At 44.7% G+C, this 25,619-nt stretch carries 20 protein-coding genes; 5 read left to right on the top strand and 15 right to left on the bottom strand.

The features are described 5' to 3' along the window. Nucleotides 1–17: 17 nt before the first annotated feature. The 11 genes from C7Y66_RS31990 to C7Y66_RS20965 all read right to left on the bottom strand — a co-directional run bounded on the left by C7Y66_RS31990 (nt 18) and on the right by C7Y66_RS20965 (nt 13,357). A complete protein-coding gene (locus C7Y66_RS31990; RefSeq protein ID WP_199197547.1) occupies nt 18–167 on the bottom strand; it encodes a hypothetical protein in 150 nt (49 codons plus the stop codon). Nucleotides 168–343: 176 nt separating this feature from the next. After that, a complete protein-coding gene (locus C7Y66_RS21010) occupies nt 344–994 on the bottom strand; it encodes a GNAT family N-acetyltransferase (protein ID WP_106547088.1) in 651 nt (216 codons plus the stop codon). A 320-nt stretch (nt 995–1,314) separates the two neighbouring features. Beyond that, the gene (locus C7Y66_RS21005) at nt 1,315–2,481 is read right to left on the bottom strand and encodes a hypothetical protein (protein ID WP_106169246.1); all 1,167 of its coding nucleotides are present in this window, start codon (nt 2,479–2,481) and stop codon (nt 1,315–1,317) included. A 666-nt stretch (nt 2,482–3,147) separates the two neighbouring features. Continuing rightward, on the bottom strand, nt 3,148–5,601 hold the full coding sequence (ppsA, locus tag C7Y66_RS21000) for a phosphoenolpyruvate synthase (RefSeq protein ID WP_106547087.1): 2,454 nt from the start codon (nt 5,599–5,601) through the stop codon (nt 3,148–3,150). A 326-nt stretch (nt 5,602–5,927) separates the two neighbouring features. Further along, on the bottom strand, nt 5,928–6,149 hold the full coding sequence (locus tag C7Y66_RS20995) for a DUF4351 domain-containing protein (RefSeq protein WP_199197546.1): 222 nt from the start codon (nt 6,147–6,149) through the stop codon (nt 5,928–5,930). Between the two features lie 97 nt (nt 6,150–6,246). Beyond that, nucleotides 6,247–8,820 carry an ATP-dependent DNA helicase RecG gene (recG, locus tag C7Y66_RS20990; protein WP_106547085.1) on the bottom strand — a complete coding sequence of 858 codons (2,574 nt, stop codon included), beginning with the start codon at nt 8,818–8,820 and terminating at the stop codon, nt 6,247–6,249. A 55-nt stretch (nt 8,821–8,875) separates the two neighbouring features. Further along, a complete protein-coding gene (locus C7Y66_RS20985; RefSeq protein ID WP_015153699.1) occupies nt 8,876–9,757 on the bottom strand; it encodes a hypothetical protein in 882 nt (293 codons plus the stop codon). 191 nt (nt 9,758–9,948) lie between these two features. Then, entirely contained in the window at nt 9,949–10,572 is a 624-nt protein-coding gene (gene tsf / locus C7Y66_RS20980) for a translation elongation factor Ts (protein WP_015153700.1), read from the bottom strand. Nucleotides 10,573–10,664: 92 nt separating this feature from the next. After that, entirely contained in the window at nt 10,665–11,468 is an 804-nt protein-coding gene (gene rpsB, locus C7Y66_RS20975; RefSeq protein WP_015153701.1) for a 30S ribosomal protein S2, read from the bottom strand. Nucleotides 11,469–11,647: 179 nt separating this feature from the next. Further along, on the bottom strand, nt 11,648–12,610 hold the full coding sequence (locus C7Y66_RS20970) for a glycosyltransferase family 2 protein (RefSeq protein ID WP_106547084.1): 963 nt from the start codon (nt 12,608–12,610) through the stop codon (nt 11,648–11,650). A gap of 114 nt (nt 12,611–12,724) precedes the next feature. Continuing rightward, the gene (locus tag C7Y66_RS20965; RefSeq protein WP_015153703.1) at nt 12,725–13,357 is read right to left on the bottom strand and encodes a DedA family protein; all 633 of its coding nucleotides are present in this window, start codon (nt 13,355–13,357) and stop codon (nt 12,725–12,727) included. A 685-nt stretch (nt 13,358–14,042) separates the two neighbouring features. On the opposite strand from C7Y66_RS20965, the gene C7Y66_RS20960 reads away from it, so the two are divergent. Next, nucleotides 14,043–14,390, top strand: a complete 348-nt coding sequence (locus tag C7Y66_RS20960) for an STAS domain-containing protein (RefSeq protein ID WP_192156991.1) — start codon at nt 14,043–14,045, stop codon at nt 14,388–14,390. An 84-nt stretch (nt 14,391–14,474) separates the two neighbouring features. On the opposite strand, the gene rpsF is transcribed toward C7Y66_RS20960, so the two are convergent. Both rpsF and C7Y66_RS20950 read right to left on the bottom strand, forming a co-directional pair. Beyond that, a complete protein-coding gene (gene rpsF / locus C7Y66_RS20955; protein WP_015153705.1) occupies nt 14,475–14,798 on the bottom strand; it encodes a 30S ribosomal protein S6 in 324 nt (107 codons plus the stop codon). 144 nt (nt 14,799–14,942) lie between these two features. After that, nucleotides 14,943–15,587 (bottom strand): M23 family metallopeptidase, encoded by a 645-nt coding sequence (locus C7Y66_RS20950; RefSeq protein ID WP_106168537.1) that lies wholly within the window; start codon nt 15,585–15,587, stop codon nt 14,943–14,945. Nucleotides 15,588–16,032: 445 nt separating this feature from the next. On the opposite strand from C7Y66_RS20950, the gene C7Y66_RS20945 reads away from it, so the two are divergent. Next, complete coding sequence (locus C7Y66_RS20945) at nt 16,033–16,416, top strand: hypothetical protein (protein ID WP_015153707.1); 384 nt, start codon at nt 16,033–16,035, stop codon at nt 16,414–16,416. A gap of 129 nt (nt 16,417–16,545) precedes the next feature. Here C7Y66_RS20945 and C7Y66_RS20940 read toward each other — a convergent pair whose 3' ends face one another. Next, the gene (locus C7Y66_RS20940) at nt 16,546–17,853 is read right to left on the bottom strand and encodes a lipid-A-disaccharide synthase (RefSeq protein WP_106547082.1); all 1,308 of its coding nucleotides are present in this window, start codon (nt 17,851–17,853) and stop codon (nt 16,546–16,548) included. 456 nt (nt 17,854–18,309) lie between these two features. Here C7Y66_RS20940 and C7Y66_RS20935 point away from each other — a divergent pair, with 456 nt between their 5' ends. Further along, on the top strand, nt 18,310–22,296 hold the full coding sequence (locus C7Y66_RS20935; RefSeq protein WP_106547081.1) for a magnesium chelatase subunit H: 3,987 nt from the start codon (nt 18,310–18,312) through the stop codon (nt 22,294–22,296). A gap of 96 nt (nt 22,297–22,392) precedes the next feature. Continuing rightward, a complete protein-coding gene (locus C7Y66_RS20930; RefSeq protein WP_106547080.1) occupies nt 22,393–22,989 on the top strand; it encodes a transposase in 597 nt (198 codons plus the stop codon). Nucleotides 22,990–23,000: 11 nt separating this feature from the next. On the opposite strand, the gene C7Y66_RS20925 is transcribed toward C7Y66_RS20930, so the two are convergent. Continuing rightward, nucleotides 23,001–24,413 (bottom strand): DnaJ domain-containing protein, encoded by a 1,413-nt coding sequence (locus tag C7Y66_RS20925; protein WP_106547079.1) that lies wholly within the window; start codon nt 24,411–24,413, stop codon nt 23,001–23,003. Between the two features lie 76 nt (nt 24,414–24,489). Between C7Y66_RS20925 and C7Y66_RS20920 the strand changes: the two genes are divergently transcribed. Continuing rightward, nucleotides 24,490–25,593 carry a tocopherol cyclase family protein gene (locus C7Y66_RS20920; protein WP_106547078.1) on the top strand — a complete coding sequence of 368 codons (1,104 nt, stop codon included), beginning with the start codon at nt 24,490–24,492 and terminating at the stop codon, nt 25,591–25,593. Nucleotides 25,594–25,619 lie beyond the last annotated feature (26 nt).

The following is a 25,619-nucleotide window of genomic DNA, read 5'->3' as shown; positions in this document are numbered from 1 at the left end:
GTGCTATAACTTGCCAATCAACTTGTCATATTCTGCATGTGTTCCAATCCAGAACGTTGCTTATCCCAACGCTGGTAATCTATGTCAAAGAACCACTGTCTGAGCCGCTGAAACTCGTCTGATGGAAGTGTAAGGATAGCGGCTTCGATTTGCTCAAGATTTGACATACTCGGTTTCTAAATCTTTGGCTTTGATTCAGATGATAGCTCGACTGTAAAAATCGCTTCTGATTCATCCTCTCTTTCCCAAACACCGAAGCGGCATAACGATTGCGTTCACCCGCCGCTAGCAACCTCTCGAACTCAACGCAGAAACTCTGTACGGTCGGTGTGCAAGGAGATTGTTAGATGGAATTTTTACTAATTCTTGAATTACTAAGTATATAAAATACCTCTTGACTTCCTTGTCTTTTCTTTTCCACCTTCTCAAACTCTAGGTCGAATTCCTCTGCTTTTTTTTCATCGATTTTATAAACATTGCTATCTTGATAAATCCATTTTTCGCCTTTTAGTGATTCTTCGATTAGTTCTTTTGCCAACATTGCGCTTGGATATATTTCGTTTTCCAGCGATATATCGAATCTACTACTACTCTTAAACCCTAAGTTTACATAATTATTTGGATCTCCAAAAATTACTACCGCTTCATATTTTAGTTCTTTTGCCCTTATAAATGAATGTTCTATAAGCTTTTTCCCAAAGCCTTTTCTTTGATACTCAGGAAGAATACTGACGGGGCCAAACGTCAAAATAGGTTTCTCTCTTCCGTTTCCACTTACTAATTTCGCTTTTGTATACATAATATTGCCGATTATTTTTTTATCTTTTTCAATCACATAATCCAATTCGGGAATGAAGTCTTTATGTTTCCTCATTACATGAACTAGATAATGCTCATTACAGCCAGGAACATAGATATTCCAGAATGCCTTTCTTGTTAATTCTTCTACGATTCTATAGTCTTCGCTTTTTTCATTGCGAATAATGTAATCCATATATCCTCCTACTGCCGAAGGTGTCCATCTAACTATTTATCATACGGAAACTGTCCGTATATTACATTCGGCGATTCAGCTAGAGAAAGGATGACAGACATTTCGATCGGAATATCAAGAATTTTTCTGTATATTGCCAATATCCACGACAGATACCGAATTTGTCTGTATAGCTACCTTATTTGGGGTAGATATCTAGAAATTTTCTGGCTAATATCCTTTTTTGGATTATGAATGGAAATATTCCGTATATTCACCTGATTTTGCACGTAAGTAAGGACTTTTCAGTGAGGAGAGCGGGCATTGCCCGCTCTCCTCAATTAATTCTCGATTGGTGGTGCGAGCGGCGCTCTCAATCTACCACCACCACCGATGTTATCAGGTCTGTTATTGTCAATGATGTGTAGTGCTGAAATTAGCTTTATCATGTCGTCATAAAAAGCACCACTCCGACCTTCAAAACTATAGCCGTAGCGATTGCGAAATTCCTCTGGAACTCCTTGTTCTACAGCAAGATAGTAAGCGTCCCAATAAGCATCATCGACTATGTATGCACCATAATTTTGTAATGCCTTGAAAATTTTCTGCCCTGCAGGAGTCTTTAACCCTAAACTGTCTATCTTTACGTGAGGCGGGATTGCCAATAAACTACCTTGTACGAGTTTAGAATTAGTCCCCTTATATTCACTCTCGGCATATCGGTCGGCGCGGTCGGCGGGCCAGCGATAACCGGGCATAGATTTAGAATAATGAAGATATTTTTTGCCCCAAACCAAGATTTTGATCGCGTGGCGAATTGGTTCGTCACCTGTTAGTTCGCCTCGGCGAATAGAACCACCGATCGCCGACATCCCAGAACCGAAGTGAGTACCTTTAATCCCGTCGCCGTAAATGTCAACACCCCCCCACGGGTTACGCCAGCCGTGGATGTTGCCACCTGCGGTACAACGAGCCAGGGGTTCGAGTTGCTCGATCGTTCTTCCATCTGGCATCAAAAAGGCTGCGGCATTATTAGGGGTAGAGTATGGTTGACTGGTTGCGTCTGGAACGATTAAATTGTCGGGGACTGGGAGAGAAAGACCCATTGATTGCTTACCCGTACAGCGTCCAGGACCGAAACTTCCCGGTGATACAACTTGTCGCATCGGATCGCCAGCTTTGAGCTTGTAGAAGTACTCCCGATCTGCACCAAAAAAGCCTGCTTTTGGAAGATTTGCTGGTACATATGTTGCAGTAGCTCCAATTGGCATATTCCAAATTGAAGTAGAGGAGAAGGGCCACAACCATTTGTCTCGCGATTTGGGGTCTTGAGCTAGAATGCCAGAAGTCACTTGCTGACTAATGAGAAAATCTTGGCTTGGCTTTTGAGCCGACAGATTGTCAGATTTCCCTTCATTATTTGCAGTCGTTGTATGACAGCTACCGATAGTAATACTAAGAACAACACTAGCTGCTAGTGCAATTTGCTGAGCTTGAAACTTACGCATGATCTACTGTATATCTTTAGTGAGTGCGAGCAAGACAGAGGTTGCTGCTAGTTGAATTTGAGTTGGGGGATAGAAGAAACTTGAAAAATGCGATCGCATATGTCTAGACACTTAAGGAAATAGAGTGAAATATCTCGACCGTGAAACTCAGAGCGATCGCGCTTGGTTTAAGTTAAATTTATATAACCATCACAAAATCAAGTTAATATGTATTTTTCAGATCGACCAAGGGCAATTCTACTGAAGTTAAATTACAGTAAAATTGCCGATCTGCAAGCATTAACTCGATCGATCTACGGTGTTTGGAGATGTTTGCTAAGCGATCTACCTACGATTGAGGACGATTGCTGGCTACTATGCGTTTTACTTATGAGTTAGCGAATTAATACAGTCTCTATCGTAGAAATACGTAAATTTTACCTATATTTGAGATCCATAAAAATAATTAGTACAGCACTAAGCCCCAGCGAATAGAATTCGCGGCTAAATAAACATAGATGTAAAGCAGTTTGCCTACGGCAAACTAGCCCGCGCTGACTCATGGAAAGTTAAGGGTTGAACCTGTATTCGCGCAGAATAAGCAGGTTTTGCATGTGTAACAGCGATTTTAATCGCCAAGGGCAAGATCTCAAAAAATAGGGCGGGTATAACCCACCCCACAAACTCTTAGCACCCGCGACCCAACTTCTCTTCTACTTCTGCTACCATCAACAGAGTTTTTAGTACCGAATCGGGGTTGAGGCTCATAGAATCTATTCCCTGTTCTACTAAAAACTGAGCGAATTCTGGGTAATCGCTGGGGGCTTGACCGCAGATCCCAATTTTACGACCTTTAGCTTTAGCAGTAGCGATCGCCATTTGCACTAATCGCTTAACTCCTGGGGTGCGTTCGTCAAACAAACCCGCCACTAAAGCTGAATCTCGGTCTAATCCAATTGTCAGCTGAGTTAAATCGTTAGAACCAATCGAAAACCCATCAAAGACTTCGCTGAATTCCTCCGCCATCAAAACGTTGTTGGGCAACTCGCACATGACGTAAATTTCTAGCCCGTCTTTACCTCGTTCTAAACCGTGCTTTGCCATTTCTGCCAAGACTTTACGCCCTTCTTCGGGAGTGCGGCAAAAAGGAATCATCGGAATTAAATTGGTTAACCCCATCTCTTTTCGTACCTGCTTGATGGCATGACACTCCAAAGCAAAAGCATCGCGGTAACGCGGATCGTAGTAACGCGCCGCCCCCCGCCACCCTAGCATCGGGTTTTCTTCCTTGGGTTCAAACTGCTTTCCACCGAGTAAGTTGGCATATTCGTTCGATTTAAAATCACTCATCCGCACGACAACTGGATTAGGGTAAAAAGCAGCTGCCAGCGTCGCTGCACCTTGGGCTAGTTTCTCGATAAAATACTGGGGCTTCTCTGCAAAGAATGCCGTCATTTCAGCAATTTTGGCTTTTTCCGCTTCGTCCTCTAAGCGATCGAAATGCAGCAGTGCCAAGGGATGAATTTTGATATAGTTGGCAATAATAAACTCTAGCCGTGCCAATCCCACACCATCATTAGGAATTGCCGAGAGGCTGAAAGCTTCCGCAGGATTGCCTACGTTCATCATAATTTTGGTACGAGTGCGAGGCAGGTTATCTAAGGGAACTTCTCGAACTTCAAAAGGTAATAATCCTTGGTAAACCTTTCCCTCATCGCCTTCAGCACAGGAAACCGTAACTTCTTGCCCAGAATGCAACACGCTAGTAGCATCGCCACAACCGACGATCGCCGGAATCCCAATTTCTCTAGCGATAATTGCGGCGTGACAAGTTCTACCACCTTGATTTGTCACGATCGCGCTGGCTTTTTTTAAAATAGGTTCCCAGTCAGGGTCTGTTTTATCAGTAACTAACACATCCCCAGTTTGGAAATGGTCGAGTCTATGCACGTCTGTAATGACTTTAACTTTCCCCTGACCGATCGCCTCGCCGACACTGCGACCTGTAATTATAGGTGCATCGCCGTTAGCCCCGACTAAGTGATAACTCCGTAAAACGTTGAGACTTTTTTGCGATTGTACGGTTTCGGGGCGGGCTTGGACGATAAATAGTTCTTCTGTTACGCCGTCTTTTGCCCACTCAATATCCATCGGGGTATAAGTACCGCGCACTTTAGAGTAATGATCTTCAATAATGCAAGCCCAACGCGCTAATTGCAATATCTCGTCATCGTTGAGGGCATATTTGCCGCGATCGCTAGGTACGACAGGAACGTTTCTGGTAACTTTCGATCCGCCTGTATCGTAGACCATTTTGAATTCTTTAGAACCCAATCTTTTACCTAAAATCGGGCGAAATCCTGCTTTCAGTGTAGGTTTGAAGACGTAGTATTCATCGGGGTTAATTGCCCCTTGGACGATATTTTCGCCCAAACCATAGGCGGCTGTAATCAAGGCTGCATTTTTAAATCCTGTCTCCGTATCGATAGAGAACATCACCCCAGAAGCCGCCAAGTCAGAACGTACCATTTTTTGTATGCCAATTGAGAGGGCAACGCTGAAATGGTCAAAACCTCGGCTGTGACGATAGGAGATGGCGCGATCGGTAAATAGGGAAGCAAAGCAGCGATGACAGGCAACTAATACGCCTTCAGCGCCGTTAATGTTAAGGTAGGATTCTTGCTGTCCGGCAAAACTAGCATCTGGTAAGTCTTCGGCTGTGGCGCTAGAACGAACGGCAACATCAGTGTCAATCCCGTAATTTTCGCATAACTTTTCGTAGGCAGTAGCGATCGCCTCTTTTAAGTCTTTCGGGAAAGGTGTGTACCGCAGCATAGATCTGGCTTGTTTACCACGTTGGCGCAAGTTATTTAGATCTTCCACATCCAAATCGGCAAACAGCGATCGCAATTTGGTATCTAAACCAGTTTGCTGAATGTAATAGCGATACGCATAGGCAGTAATTGCAAAGCCGTTAGGGACGTTAATGCCTTGGGGTGTGAGTTGTTGGATCATTTCCCCTAAAGAGGCATTTTTACCCCCTACCAAAGCCAGATCGTGAATTCCTACCTCTTCAAACCAGAGAACGAGCGATCGCTCTTTTGCTGCTGGGGAGGTCGTTTCTGTTACCGCCGTTACCATAGCTATTTTCCTCTCTAGTGATTGCTACTGCGATCGAGTCAATTTATATCAAAAAGTAAATTTAGTATTTTCTTTTCTAATCTATTAGGGATCAAAGCCTTTTGACATCAAATCTAAACGAACCTACATATTTGTAAGTTACCAGCAATTTTGCAAAGAGTATTATTTAGAATTTATAGTGACAAAGATAAAATTGAATTACGCAAAATCTTAGTATTGACTAATCTAACAATTTTTGCGAAGACTTGTTGTATAACCTACTGCAACTAGTAAAAATCGAAAAAAACATCAATTGTGTAGCAGTAGGCGAGAATATGTCTAAATTCTTAGTTTGCTGAATTGTTTAACCAGTTGACTAAATCTTCTGGATTAGAAAACTCCAATAGAGCTTCAGCCAAATTCTCTAACTGAGTTAAGGATAACTGGCGAACGCGCTCTTGTAATTCAGGCTCAACAGCTCCAACAAAGTTAAACTCCAAAACTAGCTTTTCAGGAAATGCTATCTGATATGTATTTGGCTGTAACGTGCGAGGTGAATCGAAGGACAAGATCGCGATAGGATATACAGGAAGGGCAAATTTTTCCGATAAACGAGCGAAATACCTGAACCTTCGCTGTCCAATTTGAAGAAACGGTCATGGTCAATCACGTTAAAATTGTCCCACCCATCAATTTTTGATATCTATAGGTTAATTCTGCTTGCATTAAAGTCCAACGTTGCAAAGTTGGATCTTTTTCCATCACCTTCTCAGCGGCTTCTCGCGCAATTTCTAAAACTGCCTGGTCGTCGATTAAACTTGCCAAAGTAAAATCTGGTAGTCCAGCTTGACGCATTCCTAAAACTTCCCCAGGACCGCGAAATTTCATATCTGCTTCAGCAATAAAAAATCCATCTTGAGATTCTTCTAATACTTTTAAGCGCTGACGGGCAGTTTCATTCTTAGGATTACCCATTAACAAACAAAAAGATTGTGCCGCACCACGTCCGACACGTCCCCGCAACTGGTGCAATTGAGATAAACCAAATCGTTCGGCATTTTCAATTAGCATTACCGTAGCGTTGGGAACGTCTACACCAACTTCAATTACAGTTGTAGAGACGAGAATTTGCGTTTGGTTGTCGCGAAATAAATTAATCGCCTCGTCTTTATCAGCTGACGACATGCGACCGTGGAGCAATCCGACTTGAAACTGGGGAAAAATGCTTTCTTGCAACTTTTGATATTCATCGACTGCTGCTTTTAAGTCCAGCTTTTCCGATTCTTCCACTAAGGGCAAGACAATGTAAGCTTGTCTGCCTTGAGCAACTTCACGCAGAATTAATTCATAAGCGTGCGATCGCTCTTTACTAGATAAAACTGTTGTATGAATCTTCTGTCTACCTGGGGGCAATTCATCAATTTGGCTCACATCCAAATCCCCGTGTAAAGTTAAGGCTAGCGTGCGGGGAATTGGCGTAGCTGTCATCGTCAAAACGTGGGGAGACTCGCCCTTTTGTTGCAAACGCGCCCGTTGTCCGACACCAAATCGGTGTTGTTCGTCAATTACAACTAATCCTAAACGTTGAAAAATGACTTTATCTTGAATTAAGGCATGAGTCCCCACTAATAGGGGTAACTCTCCTGTTTCTAATTGGGCGTGAATTTGCCTTCGTTTCGCCGCTGGAGTCGAACCCGTCAGCAATTCTACGGGTAAATGCAGTAAGTTAAACCAACCAACTAACTTACGATAATGCTGTTCTGCCAATACTTCTGTGGGAGCCATCAACGCCCCCTGGTAGCCTGATTGAATCGCGGCGAGAATTGCTACCACTGCAACAACCGTTTTCCCCGAACCGACATCCCCTTGAACTAGGCGATTCATCGGCACGGATTTTTTTAAATCGTTGAGAATGTCGTTGATAACTCGTTGTTGTGCGCCCGTGAGTTTAAAAGGTAAAAGTTGATAAAACTTTTCCACCAATTGACCGCTTGGCGAGAGAACGGCACTATTAGCAATTTGCCGTGCTTTATATTGGCGTTGCAGCAAACCTAGTTGTAAATAGAAAAACTCGTCAAATACCAGCCGACGACGGGCAAGTTCTAAAGCGTCAGTATCAGCCGGAAAATGGATATTAGCGATCGCTTCCCTTACCTCAACAAATCCGTAATAATCGCGTAAAGCTTTTGGTAGCGGATCTTTGAGATGAACTAGGGATGGAAGTGCGGTAGTGACAGCCTTGCGCACCATATCTGCCCCGACACCTTCCGTCAAGGGGTAAATTGGTACAACTCGACCCACAGTTAATGAATCAATTGTATCTCCTGGGTGTGCCAGCACCTCCAGAGCTGGTTTGTCCAGCGTCAGACCGTATTTGCTCTCTTTCACCAATCCCGACGCTGCGATGACTGCGCCAGGTGGATATTTGCGCTTTTGTTGTTCTTGCCAACCGCGATGAGAATAACGTCCGCCAGCGAAAAAGTAGTTGAGGCGAATTTGACCCGTATTATCTTTCAGGACAATTTCCAGAATGGATAATTTAGCATTACGGGGACTGGTAAAACACTGGCACTTTTTTACCGTTCCTACTAGCGTTGCTTTTTCTCCCGCCTCTAAATTGCAAATCTTAACCTGTCGTGCGTAGTTAATATGATCGCGGGGATAGTAAAGTAACACATCCCTAACTGTATACAGCCCCAACTTGGCTAAAAACTCACCTCTTCTCGCACCAATCTCCGGCAACCTAGTCAAGGGCTGCTCTAAACTGGGTGCAAGACGTTGATTTATCTCTGAAGATTTAGTAGAAACGAGCGTTGATGTTTTGGGTTGAACGACGGGGGAGTCGGGAGTCGGTAGGGGCGGGTTTAGAAACCCGCCCGTACGGGAGTCGGGAGTCATGTTTTGACTTTTAACTTTGGACTTTTGACTTAATTCGTCACCTAACTCATAGAAATGCTGCTGTTCTGATACTTGCTGAGAAAGGTGCAAGCATCTACGTGCTGCTGCAACTACGCTTTGTCTCTCTTCCTGCGTCATCTGATGGTATTCGGCAAATTGCATTGCCATTTCCTGCCATCTACGTCTTTCTTCTACAGATAAAGTGACAGGAGGTTTGCCAAAACTCAAACAGAGAAACTCGCTGAAGCGGTATTGTTTCCCTACCAAGTCTACAAAGCCTTTCTCTGCCTCCACAGCTAAGGCTTTCTGCAATCGCAACCAGTCTATATCGTCATTAGTCATTGGTCATTTGTCGTTGGTCATTTGTATCTAGTGAAGGTTGTTAACCGATCGCTTACTATTCATCAAACCAACTCGCACGCCATGCAGCTTCTGCTTCAGCGATCGTTCGCTCCCGCTGCCTCTTCTGATATTCTCGCCCTAAAGAAACTAAATTTGATTCTAGTTGCCGTACTTGGTTGCGTGCAGTCCTGACATTGGTATCTGCAAACTCAACTTCTGACAACCGCAACTGAATTGCAATTAACTGCGTCACGCCACCTTCTTGCAAATCCTGCGGATTTTCAGTTTCAATTAATAAATTCATGACATTGGGTGGTCCTGCTGTCATTTCGCCCGTAGCTTCCGAGACTGCGGTAGCAGCTTCTAGTAAAGGAGCAGGTAGTTTTTGAGGTAGAATGCCAGATTTTTGCAGTAATTGATTCGCATCCAAGGATAAGGTTTTGAGGACTTGGGCGATCGCTCGTTCTAAAATTTGCTGCCATTGTACTAGTTCTAAAGGGTTAGAAGGCGCAGTATGAAATTCGGAATTCGGAATTCGGAATTCGGAATTCGGAATTATCTGTTCCTGTTCCTCGATCGAGTCCTGTTCTATTTCAGCGATCGCACTTTCTCTATCTAGCTGAATACTATATGCTAACTCCCGCGCCATTTCCATTGGGTTGTTCAACAGTTCTAGCAATCGTTCGGCTGCTGTTTGCCCTAACTGACGAAGCGATCGCTGCAATTGCTGTCTTTGATTCATCGACAGACTCAAAAATTGCTTGGGATACGCCTGAGTGCAGACTTGATAACTTGCTAAGATCAGCTGCTGGCGTGTAGCTTGTCCTAAAGCTTGACAATAACTCGTGTAGGCGCTGTTGAGTTCTGCAAATAACTTATTTGCCGATTTTTCCAAAGCTTGCATGTCTCGCTCAATTTGTTCGATTGCTCTTGCCATCTTTTCAGTTGTCAGTTATCAGTTATCAGTGGTACGTGGTGCGCGGAGAGAATTCAGAATTAATTTTGACTTTTGAATTTTGACTTTTGAATTTTCTTGCTCCCTAAAAAAAAGGACGGGTAGGTGCGTCGCACCATTTTAACCCGTCTGGTAAATTGAAGGGAGCTAATCAATAGCTCGATGATTTGGCTCTATTCTTCGGATGACTTTTCGATGCCTTCACCTAAGACGTAGCGGGAGAAGCGACGGATTTGGATATTTTCGCCTAACTGGGCGATCGCTTCTTTAACCAAATCTTCTACTGATTTGTTTTGATCCTTGATATACGCTTGATCCACTAAAGACATCTCTTTCAAGCGCTTGTCAATGCGCCCAACAACGATCTTTTCGCGAATGTTCTCTGGTTTTCCTGCTAGATCGTCTTTCCCCATTTCAATTGCCTTTTCCTTTGCGACAACTTCAGGGGGAATATCGCTGACTCTAACGTACTCTACGTTAGGACAAGCAGCGATTTGCATGGCAATATTTCGCACTAATTCACTAAATGCTTGGTTGCGCGCTACGAAGTCAGTTTCGCAGTTCACTTCCACTAGCACGCCAATTCGCCCGCCAGTATGGATGTAACTATCTACTAGTCCTTCTGCTGCTACACGTCCAGCTTTCTTTCCAGCAGAGGCAAGTCCTTTCTGCCGCAGCCATTCAATGGCTTTTTCCATATCGCCATCGGTCTCTTGGAGTGCTTTTTTGCAATCCATCATGCCAGCGTTTGTTCTCTCGCGTAGCTCTTTAACAGCCTTTGCAGATATTTCCGCCATCTTCCCTCAATTCCTATTTGTTATTTGTTAATTGTTTGTTAGTCAACGGTTAATTGTTTGTCACTATCAACCATTAACCATTAACCATTAACCTATCCTTCTTCCTCTTCTTCGTTAGGAATCACCGCATCAGTGTATTCACTTTCGCTTTCATCATAATCGAAATCTTCTTCTGCACCCTCGTAATCTTCGTAATCCTCTTCCGCATCCAATTGTCCGTGTCGTCCTTCGTAAATTGCGTCAGCTAATTTGCCTACAATCAATTTGATCGAACGGATGGCATCATCGTTAGCAGGAATGGGAACGTCAACGAGATCGGGATCGCAGTTTGTATCCAGCATAGATACAATTTCAATGCCTAGCTTCTGGCATTCTAATACTGCGTTGTATTCCCGCCGCTGGTCTACAATTATGACCACATCAGGAACCTTCCGCATGTTCTTGATTCCACCCAGGTATTTTTGAAGTTTAGCTAGCTCTCGGCGCAGTACCGATGCTTCTTTCTTGGGTAGTAAATCCAGCGCTCCGCTTTCCTCGCGACGTTCTAACTCTTTCAATCGTTCGGCGCGAGTTTTAATCGTCGTCCAGTTAGTCAGCATTCCGCCTAACCATCGCTGGTTGACATAGCTAGCGCCACAACGCAAGGCTTCTTGAGCTACAATCCCTGCTGCTTGACGCTTCGTACCAACGAAGAGAAACTTTTTCCCTTGCTCGGCAGATTGTCTGACGTAATTGTAAGCTTCATCCATTAACTGGGCTGTCTGTACCAAGTCAATGATATGAACGCCATTACGAGCAGTGTAGATGTACTGCGACATTTTCGGATTCCACCTACGGGTTTGATGCCCAAAGTGAACCCCAGACTCCATCATTTGAGCCAATGAAACGACTGGCATATCTTCTTTAACTCCTGATTCGGGTTAATCCTCCACCCAGCTGCGTCTCCCAGGAAACACCCGAAAACGCTGGATGTGCGATTTGTAGACAACTTTTCTAGTATAATATGGTTTCAAACTAAAACGTTTCGGCACTTACGAAAAGTCTATACGGGTTTCTCTCCCATAACAGAACGTCTCTACTCGGTTCTAGGTTTCATCAAAGCGTACTCTTCATAAACGCCTTGGACGTTGTACCAATTGAGAAAAATGCGGGCGACTTGTTCGGCTAACTGAGGCTTACCTTGGTTAATCAACCACCTTAAAACTGGGGCTAGGGTACGCTCGTTGAGTTGTCCGCCGAGGGAAAGAATCCCCCATAGCAAGCGGTGTATCCAAGTCATTTGGATCATCATCCGCACTTCCCATGTTGGGTGCTTTTGGTAGAACAAAACTCCCATCCGACCGCGTTGAATTTCTTTGTCAATTAAATTAGGAATTTGCTCTAAATTAAAGGCTGGATGCCAGTGATAGCCGACTGCATCGGGGCATTTCACTAACTTTAATCCCAACTGTTTCAACCGCACGCCTAATTCCAAATCTTCCCAACCGTAGAGTTGAAAGCGCGTGTCGAATAACCCAGCTTTTTCTAGCCAATGGCGAGGAATAGCTACATTTCCCGTGGCAAAATAAGCCGCAGAAAAATCGGTAATTTTGTAAGGCTCGACTGTAGGATTGTCAAAATTACATGTATTAATTACTCTGCCATAGGTGAAAATGCGATCGCTGCCATACATTTCTCGTCCCTGCTGCAACCCTTGAGCGTGCGCCTGCAAAAAACTCTCAGTCACGACCAAATCGCTATCGATGAATACGATCGTATCGCCTTTTGCCTGTTCTACTCCCAGATTGCGAGCCGCAGCTGGTCCCTGGTGGTCTTGTAGAAGCGATCGCACGTGGGGAAATTCAGCTGCATTTGCCTCTAGCCATGCCAAAGTGCCATCTGTAGAGCCATCATCGACTAAAACTACCTCATAGCCTTCTATCGCCACATCGTCATGGTTTTGGCGTTCTAGCGATCGCAAGCACTTCGCCAAAATTGGCAGGCGATTGTATGTAGGAATGACAATACTGAAAAACACGGTTTTTCCCCTTAATACCATCTATAAGGGTAATTGGTAATTGGTAGTCGGTAGTTGGTAGTTGAGTGGTGCGTGATGCGATGCGGTGCTTGGTGCTTGTAGTTGGTCGCTGATAACTTGGTCACTGGTCACTGGTCACTGGTCACTGGTTCCGACTCCCGCTTTACGTGCTTCCAGCCACAGGGGAACAAAAATGACAGCGAAAGCGATCGCTAGTGCTACGATGCCAAACTTAGCTGTGAGAGCAACTAATTCTTCTAGAGAAACAATTTTACCGACGAAGAAAGCCAGCGTCACCATGACTGATGCCCAAGCAGCAGCTCCCGCTAAGTTATAAATAAAGAATTTGGCGTAGGGCATTTGGGCAACGCCAGCCAGTGGACCAGCAAAAATACGTAATAAAGCAATAAATCTGCCAAAAAATACGGCTTTGGTGGCGTTGTTACTAAACTGCTCTTTCATTTCTAAGAGTCGGTCTTCTGAGATGCGGAAAATTCGACCGACTTGCAACATGAACGACCAACCGAATTTTCTGCCGATTAAATAGCCGCAAGTTCCACCAATAGCAGCTCCCGCGATCGCATCACCTAAAACGAGCCAGTAATTTAACTCGTCACTACCTGCAAGAAACCCTCCTACTATGGTTACGGTTTCACCTGGGACGGGAATACCGAGGTTTTCTAATAAAATTCCGAGAAAAACTGCCCAATAGCCGTACTGGTGGGCAATTTCCTGAATTCTTTCCAACGATAAAAACTCTAGTGACATCCAGCCGCCTTTACAAAGTTTTACTTTTCTTCCATCTTGGCGCGAGCCTGGAAAATGTGTCAATCCAAGTTATGCTGCCGTTTATCCTCGCACCAGTCGAATATTACGAAAAACTACTGAAAATCAATAAATATTACATTGCTTGCTTTACGTAATCTTTATAAAAATCCAGATTTGTAATAAAGATTCGGTAAAAACTGTTGATTTTACTGACACTTGAGGGTTTCCATGCTTAGATTGATTCATCTGAAGCAGCCGCTCGAATACTTTCCTAATTGTTTTGGTATTAAACCTAAAATGTAGCGATTGAGGCAGCAGTGTCAGCGCGTGAATCTACTGAGATCGATTGAATTAACTCTATGAACTACAACAGAAACAGCAGTGATTTTACGGTTGGATATATGTACTAAAAATCGTTAGCCTAAAATAGGAGTCAAGTTTACGTAAATAAAAGCGATTAATTCAGTCATTTTTTATTTAAATATTTATGAATTCATTAAACTTAAGGAAAAATTTTTATAGGTTGAAATTCCCACTGATTTTTGAGTAACTAAATTTCAAAATCTCTTGAATGGAGAAGCTTCAGACAATCGATAATTTGTGCCAGTTGATTCGGGTTTATATATAAATTCACAATAACTGGCTTGTCTAAATCCCTATTGTATGCACTGATAAATCGGCAATAATAATGAGTACACAAGAATTTCAACTAATTTTGCTTCAGCCACCAGAACGCCTAGACGAAAATGGTGGTAGTGCCTTAGAAACTCAATTGGCTAGGCTAATGCCTCAAAAGCAAGCTCTCTGGGTGATCGATCTAGCCCAAGTTGATTTCATGGATAGTGCTGGCTTAGTTTCCTTGGTTAGTGGGTTGAAATCTGCAAGACAAATCGGTTGCCGTCTAGTCCTATGTAATGTGCAAGCTTCCGTAAGGCTAGTATTAGAACTAACACAACTGGATTCTGTATTTGAAATTTTTGATAGCTATGATGAGGTGCTAACAACTGTTAATTCACCTGCTCTAATGCGTTAGTTGGCGATCGCCTGAAATTGAGAGTTTTGAAAAACAAGAAGGGTGGGCATTGCCCACCCTTCTTGTTTTAATTTTACGATAGCTTTATTCCACTGCTGCGGCTTCAGGAGTGGCTGTTGGTTCTTCTGACTTAAGCGTCAGGTAGCGAATGACTTCTTCGCTCAAGCGCATTGCCCTTTCCATCGGAGCAATAGCTGTCCCTGGTGCTTCATAGTTCATTTGAACGTAAACGCCTTCGCGCTGTCTGCCAATCTCGTAGGCAAGACGGCGCTTACCGCGCAGCTGAATTTGTAGGTTAGTAGCTCCCTGGTCTTTGAGGAAGTTTTCATATTTAGCGATCGCCTGTTCGATCTGTTCCTCTCCCAGGTCGGGACGCAAAATGTACATTGTTTCGTAGGCTGATGGCATGGTACGCTCAGTAGTCTCCTTTTGGACAAAAAGGCTGCTCTCCGTTTTTTGACGAGCAGCAAGGATTCATCATTATATCAGTTGATGAGTGGTAATTGGTAATTGGTAATTGGTAATTGGTCGGCAGATGCTAGCAAATGACTATTAAGACTGCCCATCTTTTTGCTGAGCGTACATGACCCGCAGGACTAAAGCGGGGTCGATGTAATTGTTAGCGTATTTCAAACCCCAATGTAGGTGAGGTCCTGTAGTGCGTCCTGTCATACCGACACGACCGATTCTAGCTCCAGCGGGTATTGTTTGCCCTTCCCAAAGGACAATTCCGCCTTCGCGATCGATCATGTAGCGGTTTTTGCCTTGAGTGCCGACCTGTCCTTGCATGTGACAGTAAATGTGATCCCAAGCTCCAGAACGAATAATAACGTGCGTACCGCAGGCATCGCGATCGGCAACCTTGACTATTGTGCCAGTCCACCAACTGCGGACGTAACTACCTTGAGGTGCTACTAAATCTAAACCACTGTGAAATTCCAAGCCCGAACCGCCAGTAGGAGAGCGACGGTAACCGAAAGGCGAACTATAGTATTGGAAATTTTCGACCGGAAAGGATGCTTTGCGCCAAAGATTACCAGTGGCAATTTTGTTTTGTGCTACTTCCTCTGCTGTCACCTTTTTTTGATGCCATGCTAGTAGGGGTAAGCTGGCAAGACTGAGTGCAACCAGCAGCAAACTTTTTTTGGAAACAGTAAAACCCAGTCTTTGAGACCTCAGAAGTTGAAATTGCTTCATGCTTTGACTCCTAGATCTGGGTACTGGTTTGACACCACGGGCATTAGCAGAATTCGAGCGATCGCAACTTGATTCATATAACTTAAATAAAATACTGCCAACTGACTAGCGGAGAAGAAAAAATTCCGAATATTACTGACTGATTAGTTTTAGTAGACTGTTGAGGTCGAACAGGTGTTGCCTCTATCTGAAATTTATATTTAAGTTCGCTATAGATTTAGGTTCGCTAACAATGTGAATAATCAGATTTTTCACAATTTGCTGAAAATCCTGCAAAAACTTAACACGATTTATCTTGCCATAGCAAGGGTAAATCTACGGAAGGACGCATCTTCTCTGAGTTAGCGATCGGCGAACTGTGCAGAACCACTCGCGAATGTGTAAATTTATCGTTAGAATTTTTAAATTAATGAATTAAATCTCGATCGCCAGACGCTCTTACCTCATGCTGACAGAAATGTTGCCGTTTACTCTCAATTTAGATGCTACTGCGATCGCTGGAGCTAGTTTGTGGTCGCTGGCGTTATATTTAGCTTTTTCAGGCATAGGCGACTGGATAATACACCAACTCCAACGCTGGTTTAATTTTGCCGAGCAATCGCTTTACATAAATCGAGCAGAATTTGAAAAAACCCGCATAGCCAGAGAATCTCAGAATGCTTTTTACGCTTCGTTATTCAGCATTGTGCCTTTTTTGATTTTTGGCAGTTTGTGTAATTACGGCATCGAACTGAGCTTAGGTCGGAGTTGGGCAATTAGTATGGGTATACTTGCCTGCGTTAGCTGCGGAGTCTACGAGTTAGGACGACGAGATGGTAGGGAACAGTGACCAGTTATCAGTTTCAGTGAACAGTTATCAGTCAGAGCGCAAAGGAGGATAATGGGTAGTTGGTGGTTGGTAGTTGGTAGTTGCTCCCTTGTCCCTCCCTGCTCGTGCGCTCCCTACTCCCTACTCCCTTTATTTGCCAAGTTCTTCATAAACAATTTGAGCAATTTTAACGGCGGCTCCTGTTTGTCCGCGCACGCTGCGTAATTTGGAGCGCATTTCTTCTAGTTTTTCAGGATGCTGTAGATAGTCGAGTACGAGTTCTGCTATAGTCTGAGGTTGGAGTTTACCAACCAGTTCTGGCACAATTTCCGATTTTGCCCAGATGTTGGGCCACGATCGCAAACCCAATCGCTGCAATACTAACCAGTTTATTACTTTTGCCATACTCGTTCCTATGAAAGGTAAATTTACGAGTACCCCAGGGATACCATCCCAAGCCCGCATCGCGTCTAGTTGCTGAGTTGGTAACAAAACAATCATTGGCACGCCTAGAGAGCCTAGTTCGGCTGTATTTGCGCCTACGGTTGTCAAGCATAAACAACATTGAGATAACAGATCGTAAGCTGGCGATCGCGTCCACAATTCTACTACTAAGCCGCTAGCTGTTTTTAGTAGGGGTGAGGGGTGAGGGATCAGTTCGGCTGTGGAACCTTCTACTAAAGGAATAATTGGATTTTTTTCACGGTTGGCAAACTCAGCCAAGGTTTGCACGTCTAAAGTAGGTGCGACGGGAATGATAAAGCGCGTCTGCGGACGTTGAGTATAAATATATTCTGCGATCGCCAGCATCAACGGTACTCCCTGAGCTAACTTGGCAGCTTTTGAGCCGGGTAGTAAGCCAATTAATTCTGGTGAGTCGGTAGGGGCGCACAGCAGTGCGCCCGTACTAGAGAGTCGGAAGTCGGGAGTTGGAAAATTTTGAATTTTGAATTTTGAATTTTGACTTGCCGCTGCTTCTGCCATCAAATCCCCTACTACCGTAAACTTGTGGGTATGTTTTGATGGAGCGCTATCGATTAAGTCTGGTTTCATGACGGCAAAGCGATCGATCCAACTATGCCAGCGCGTCTCCCACTCGGCATAAATTACGGTACGATAACCGAGACGCTTGCCGACGATCGCAGAAAATAATTGATCTCCACCTAAAAACACCACAACACCGCGAGTTCTCCAATCCCAGTTGTCTGCGGTTTTGCCCCAGAGCAAAAATTGCCAGAAGTATTCTGCTGCTTGCACTCTATCGACTTCTGGGTAAGATTGGGCGATCGCGGCTTCTTTGCCACTAGCATTCGGACAAGGAGAAAGCACTACCGAAATTCTGACGCGATCGCGATCGTCTGCTAGTTTCTGGCGCAAAGCTTGCACGACGGGACGCACCCAGGTTGTGACTTCCCCAGGACCATTAGACAAAACCAAGATATCGATGTTATTTGTCATTTGTCATTGGTCATTTGTACCTTTTCATACCCTTGTTTTTAATTTTTCCGACTTTCATGCTTATCATAAAACGAAGATTTAACAGCATAAAGTTAAATTTTATTTATTAAATTTTTGCAAAGATTAGTCAAAATCCTAATGATTAGCCACTTCAGGCAAAATTAACAAACGTAACGAAAAGTTACGAAATTTTTATCAAATTGTGTCAGTTACAGCCTGAATCTAACTTTTGGTAGGCACTTTCTGATAAAAAAAACTCATGTGCCGTGTATTTTCTACGCCGATCGCAGTTCGGTTTTTCAACTGTAACGCGACCAGTTCACAATCTGTAGAGATCGTCGAACTTACTGCGTAGAGGTACAAGTGGGACATTAGGAAAGTGTGTATCTGGTGTCCTACGTTCATTGCCAGAGATCCCTACAGACAGAAGAACACGCATCAAAGGAGCCTTACCGAATGTTCACACACGTCAAGTCCACCATCCGACACATTACGCCCGACAACCTGGCAGAACGTGCTTTAATCAAGGTGGTCTATGTCGTGCTAGAGTCCCAGTATCAGAGCGCCTTATCGCAAGCGGTACGCCAAATTAACCAAAGCAATCCGAATTTGGCGATCGAAATTAGCGGCTATCTGATCGAAGAACTCCGAGACCCTGAAAACTACGAGGAGTTCAAGCGCGATATCCAAAGTGCCGACATCTTCATCGCCTCACTGATTTTTATTGAAGACTTGGCGCAAAAGGTGGTAGCGGCAGTAGAACCATACCGCGATCGCTTGGATGTGGCTGTTGTCTTCCCCTCAATGCCAGAGGTGATGCGTCTGAACAAGATGGGTAGCTTCTCGATGGCGCAGTTGGGACAATCCAAAAGCGCGATCGCCCAATTCATGCGCAAGCGTAAAGAAAAATCTGGGGCTTCTTTCCAAGATGGAATGCTAAAGCTACTCCAAACCTTGCCCAAGGTACTGAAGTATTTGCCCATCGACAAAGCCCAAGATGCGCGTAACTTCATGTTGAGTTTTCAGTATTGGTTGGGGGGGTCGCCAGAAAACCTGCAAAATTTCTTGCTGATGTTGGCGGATAAATACGTGTTGAATGGTGTAGAGACGTTGCACGCCACGTCTCTACAATACCGGGAACCCGTAGTTTATCCCGACATGGGTATTTGGCATCCTTTGTCAACCACTATGTTTGAGGATGTCAAGGAATACCTCAACTGGCACAACAGCCGCCAAGATATCTCTAGCGACCTAAAAGACCCGCTTGCGCCTTGCGTGGGACTCGTACTGCAACGCACCCACCTAGTAACGGGGGATGATGCCCATTACGTAGCAATCGTGCAGGAACTCGAAGCAATGGGGGCGCGAGTGGTTCCTGTATTTGCGGGTGGTTTGGACTTTTCCAAGCCCGTCGATGCTTATTTCTACGATCCAGTTAGTAAAAATCCGATCGTAGATACGGCGATCTCCCTAACGGGTTTTGCCTTGGTAGGAGGACCTGCACGACAGGATCATCCCAAAGCAATTGAAGCACTGAAGCGGCTGAACCGCCCTTACATGGTTGCCCTGCCTTTAGTGTTTCAGACGACGGAGGAGTGGCAAGATAGCGATCTAGGCTTGCACCCAATTCAAGTGGCACTACAAATTGCCATTCCAGAATTGGATGGGGCGATCGAGCCGATTATACTATCAGGTCGAGACGGTGCGACAGGTAAAGCGATCGCCCTGCAAGACCGAATTGAAGCCGTTGCCCAACGTGCGATGAAATGGGCAAACCTGCGCCGCAAGCCGAAACTTGACAAAAAAGTGGCGATTACCGTTTTCAGCTTCCCGCCTGATAAAGGTAATGTGGGGACAGCCGCCTACTTGGATGTATTCGGTTCCATTTACGAGGTGATGCAAGCCCTGCGAAATAACGGCTACGACGTGCAGGATTTGCCAGAGTCGCCCAAAGAGTTGATGGAACAGGTGATCCACGATGCCCAAGCGCAGTACAGCAGCCCCGAACTCAATGTTGCTTACCGGATGTCCGTACCGGAATATGAAGCACTCACTCCTTATTCCCAAAAATTAGAGGAAAACTGGGGACCACCACCAGGGCATCTCAACAGCGACGGGCAAAACCTTTTGGTATACGGCAAGCAATTCGGTAATGTTTTTATTGGCGTACAGCCGACATTCGGCTATGAAGGCGACCCGATGCGGTTGTTGTTCTCTCGTTCTGCCAGTCCCCATCACGGTTTTGCGGCTTACTACACATATTTAGAGCAAATTTGGCAAGCTGATGCCGTGTTGCACTTCGGGACGCACGGTTCCTTAGAATTCATGCCAGGAAAGCAAATGGGGATGTCGGGTGACTGCTACCCAGATAATCTGATTGGCATGATTCCCAACTTGTACTATTACGCAGCAAATAACCCCAGTGAAGCCACAATTGCCAAACGCCGCAGCTACGCCGAGACGATTTCCTACTTGACACCACCAGCTGAAAATGCTGGATTGTACAAGGGTTTGAAGGAACTCAGCGAACTAATTGGTTCTTATCAAACTTTAAAAGATTCCGGTCGCGGTATCCCCATTGTCAACACCATCATGGATAAATGCCGGATGGTAAATTTAGACCAAGATATTAACTTGCCCCAGCAAGATGCCAAAGATATGACTGCCGAGGAGCGGGATAATATTGTTGGCTTGGTGTATCGCAAGTTGATGGAAATTGAGTCGCGGTTGTTGCCTTGCGGGTTGCACGTTATTGGGAAGCCACCTTCAGCAGAGGAAGCGATCGCAACTTTGGTTAATATTGCTGGTTTGGATCGGGCTGAAGAAGAGATCCAAAGTTTACCTCGGATTATTGCCAATAGCGTCGGGCGGGATATTGACGAAATTTATCACAATAGCGATCGCGGTGTTTTGGAAGACGTGCAATTATTACAAGACATCACCCTTGCCTCCCGCGCCGCCGTTAGCGCTTTGGTTCAAGCACAAACCGACGCAGAAGGCAGAGTTTCCCTGGTTTCCAAACTCAATTTCTTCAACATGGGTAAAAAGGAACCTTGGGTAGAAGCTTTGCATCAAGCAGGTTACGCCAAAGTCGATCCGAATGCCCTCAAACCCCTGTTTGAATACTTAGAATTCTGCCTGCAACAAGTTTGTGCGGATAACGAACTGGGGGCTTTGTTACGGGGATTAGAAGGCGAATACATCTTACCTGGTCCTGGTGGCGACCCGATCCGCAACCCCGATGTTTTACCTACGGGCAAGAATATTCATGCCCTCGATCCGCAAGCAATCCCAACAATGGCAGCGGTGCGATCGGCGAAAATCGTCGTAGACCGCTTGCTAGACCGCAATAAGGCAGAAAATGGTGGAAAATTCCCTGAAACCATTGCCTGTGTCCTCTGGGGAACCGATAATATCAAAACTTACGGCGAATCCCTAGCGCAAATTATGTGGATGGTCGGCGTGCGTCCGGTTCCCGATGCTTTGGGACGGGTGAACAAATTGGAATTAATTCCTTTAGAAGAGTTGGGACGACCCAGAATCGATGTCGTGATCAACTGTTCCGGGGTTTTCCGCGACTTGTTCATCAACCAAATGAACCTGCTGGATCAAGCGGTGAAAATGGCAGCGGAAGCAGACGAACCAATAGAAATGAATTTTGTCCGCAAACACGCCTTGAAGCAAGCTGAAGATATGGGGATTAACTTGCGTCAAGCTGCAACCCGCGTATTTTCTAATGCTTCTGGTTCCTACTCGTCCAATATTAATTTGGCAGTGGAGAACAGCACTTGGGACAGTGAAGCTGAGTTACAGGAAATGTATCTCAAGCGCAAATCCTTTGCTTTCAGTGCCGATAATCCAGGGACGATGGAACAGTCGCGGCAGATTTTTGAAACTACCCTGAAAACTGCTGAAGTGACATTCCAAAATCTCGATTCTTCCGAGATTAGTTTAACAGATGTATCGCACTACTACGACTCAGATCCGACAAAAGTTGTGGCAAGTCTGCGGAATGATGGTAAGATGCCTACTTCCTACATGGCAGATACAACTACAGCTAACGCTCAAGTCCGTACTTTATCAGAAACCGTGCGTTTAGATTCCCGTACCAAATTATTAAATCCCAAGTGGTATGAAGGAATGTTGTCTCATGGTTATGAAGGCGTGCGGGAACTCTCCAAGCGATTAGTTAATACGATGGGTTGGAGTGCAACTGCGGGGGCTGTTGATAATTGGATCTACGAAGATGCTAACGACACGTTCATTAAAGATGAAGCCATGCGTCAGCGGTTGTTGAATTTAAATCCTCATTCTTTCCGCAAGATGGTTTCTACTTTATTAGAAGCAAATGGACGCGGTTATTGGGATACTGATGAGAACAATTTGGATCTGCTGCGTGAATTGTATCAGGAGGTAGAAGACCGGATCGAAGGGATTGAATAGATCGTAGGTTCATTAGGTTATAACCGTGTAGAGACGTTGCATCGGGTGTAGAGACGTTGCATGCAACGTCTCTACACTATTTATGCCTAAACCAATATGACCTTATTCAAAAATAAATATCGCATTGAATCTACACGATTATCAAATCAAGATTATGCGGCAAATGGATTGTATTTTATCACGATATGTACGGGCGATCGCACCTGCTTTTTCGGCGATATAGTCAATACACAGATACATTTATCTGCGATCGGGCAAATAGCTGAGAAATTTTGGGTAGAAATTCCTCAGCATTTTAAACATACATATATTGATGCTTATGTTGTGATGCCTAATCACGTACATGGGATTATTATTATAGATAAACCATATGTTGTTGAAACAACATGTAGAGACGTTGCATGCAACGTCTCTACAAACATATCAAACGACCTTGATGATTGCAATTTTTTTACAACAATGTCAATGATTTCGCCAAAATCTGGCTCCTTGAGTGCAATTTTGCGGTCTTATAAATCTGCTGTTACTCAATGGTGTAGGAAAAATGGTTACGATGACTTTACTTGGCAACCAAGATTCTACGATCGCATCATTCGTGCAGATGGTTCTCTAAATAAAATTCGAGAATATATTGTCAATAATCCTACAAAATGGGAGAAAAACAAAAATAATTCTTCAAATTTGTGGATGTAAAAACGTTTAATTTATAAATGTAGAGACGTTGTATGCAACGTCTCTACATTTATCTGCCAAATCTTAATCGTCATATCTCGACTGCAACTAGCTAGTACGTTCCCTTGCGGATTGAAAGCAACCCCATTCACCCAGTCAGTATGTCCCTGAAGCGAACATAATTGTTTTCCCGTAGTGGGATACCATAACTTAATCGTATTATCTCCTCGGCTCGCTAAAGTCTGCCCGTCGGGACTGAATACCACAAATCCTACATAACTGTGATGCCACGTCACAGCAGAAAAAGGTTTAGCTGTACCCAATCGCCATAACTTAATCGTCTTGTCATAGCTAGCACTGGTCAAAAACTGCCCGTCAGGACTGTAAGAAATCGAATTCACCCAACTTGAATGTCCTTTAAGGACGTGCAGCAGTTGTTCCATGCCTAAATGCCAAATTTCAATGGTTTTATTACAACTGCCGATCGCTAAAGTTTGACTGTTAGGACTGAAAGCAACAGAATAGGCTGAGTTTGCTTGACCGACGCGAGTATCTAATCTTTGTCCTGTGGTTAAATCCCAAAAGTGAATTGTCTTGTTTTTACCATGACTCGCCAACTTTGTCCCATCAGGCGCGATCGCGATCGACCAAACTGGATCGGAATGTCCGATTAATGTATGTAGTAATTCTCCCGTATCTAACCGCCAAATCTTAATCGTGCGATCGTCGCTACCGCTAATTAACCATTTGCCATCGGGACTGATAGCAATAGATCGTACCCATGCTGTATGTCCGATCAGAGTCTTTAATAATTTTCCGGTCGCTAAATCCCAAATTTTAATTGTTGTATCCGCACTAGCACTAACTAGAGTTTGTCCGCCTGGACTAATCGCCACGGCAAATACCCAGTTCGTATGTCCAATGAGGGTGTTGACGCATTTCCAGCGAGTCTGAGGCGATGCTGTAGGCGATGGCTTAGGTGTTTTGGGTTTTGGTTCCAGTTCTAGGGCAATTTTAAAATCAGAGTCTGCCCGATGTTTGTACCCTAGTCGGGCGCAGGCGAGTCCGCGATATTTATAAGCAGCTGCAAAGTTAGGTTGGAGGCGAATCGCTTGCGTAAAATCCTCGATCGCCACAATATATCTACCTCGTCTCGCGTTCTCCATTCCTCGCTTAAAATAAGTCTCGGCGCAAGATTTGTAGGTTGAGTAAGTCCCTGTAACTGTAGCTACTCTACTCGCGTGTGGCTGTTGCCATTTGAGTTGCTGGTACGCCTCGTTAATTTTTTTGATTTCTTCTTCGGCTTGCTGCTTTAATTGTGAGCGATCGGGAAATAAATCGGGATGCCAAGTTTTCGCCAAGGTACGATAGGCGTGCTTCACCTCAGCAGCAGTTGCACCAGGTTTTAGTCCTAGTATTTGGTAATAGGTTTCGACTTGACTCATCTCAATGGCGATAACTTTCTTGCGTCAATAGCATGAGGCGATCGCTCATACTGGAATAGGACTTACAAATCCGGTCATGGTTAGTATTCCCAAAAATTTTTCTTTCTCAACACAAACTCCCTCAACACAAACTCCTCATAGTGGTTATCACTGGGATGGTAGCGATCGCCGTTTTTTTGAAGGCTGGTACTATCGCGTTACCTTGCCTACTGGCGAAACCTTCGCTTTCATGTACTCCATCGAAGACCCTATCGGTGGTAAAACCCATAGTGGCGGCGCAGCCCAGATTCTCGGTCCCGACGATAAATATTTATGGCGGACTTATCCCGATGTCAAGCGCTTTTGGGCGAGTCCGACTCAACTTGCTTTAGGACATTGGGGACAAACAGACTTAGAGACTCAAGCAAAATGGCTTTCTCCTGACGAATTCGATCGCCACATCCAACAGGGTTATCAAGCAACTGCGACCTGGAACCAAGGCACTATCCGCGATCCCGCCAATAATGGTGATTGCCGCTGGCAGTACGAGATCCAACCGATTTATGGATGGGGCGATCGCGGTAGAATACAGCAATCTACGGCTGGTTGGCTGTCTTCGTTACAAATATTTGAACCTGGCTGGCAAATCTTGATGGCGCACGGTTTAGCTACGGGTTGGATCGATTGGTACGGCAAGCGCTACGAGTTTACCAACGCCCCAGCCTATAGCGAAAAGAATTGGGGCGGTGCTTTTCCCCAAAGATGGTTTTGGCTGAATTGCAATAGTTTTGACGACGAACCCGACTTAGCTTTAACTGCTGGCGGTGGTAGGCGTGGGGTGTTGTGGTGGATGGAATCTGTAGCAATGGTAGGCTTGCATTATCGGGGTAAATTTTACGAATTCGTCCCTTGGAACTCCGAGGTAACGTGGAACATCCAGCCCTGGGGTTGCTGGCAAATGCAGGCGAGAAATGCTGACTACGAAGTTATTTTAACGGGGACGACAGATTTACCTGGCACTCCCCTACGTGCGCCCACCCAGAACGGACTAGTTTTCTGCTGTAAGGATACGATGCGCGGGCAAGTGAGTTTACAACTCTATTCTTGTCGTGGTGGCAAGAAATCGATCCTGGAGGCTACAAGTTCAGTCTGTGGCTTAGAAATCGGTGGTAACCCGTGGGATAGTGCGTGGCAGCAATGAGGAGTGCGGAGTGAGGGGGACAAGGG

Source organism: Chroococcidiopsis sp. CCALA 051 (assembly GCF_003015105.1).
GTDB lineage: Bacteria > Cyanobacteriota > Cyanobacteriia > Cyanobacteriales > Chroococcidiopsidaceae > Chroococcidiopsis > Chroococcidiopsis thermalis.
Note: the sequence above shows the minus strand (reverse complement) of the source record. Positions and strands in the feature narration are given on the sequence as shown.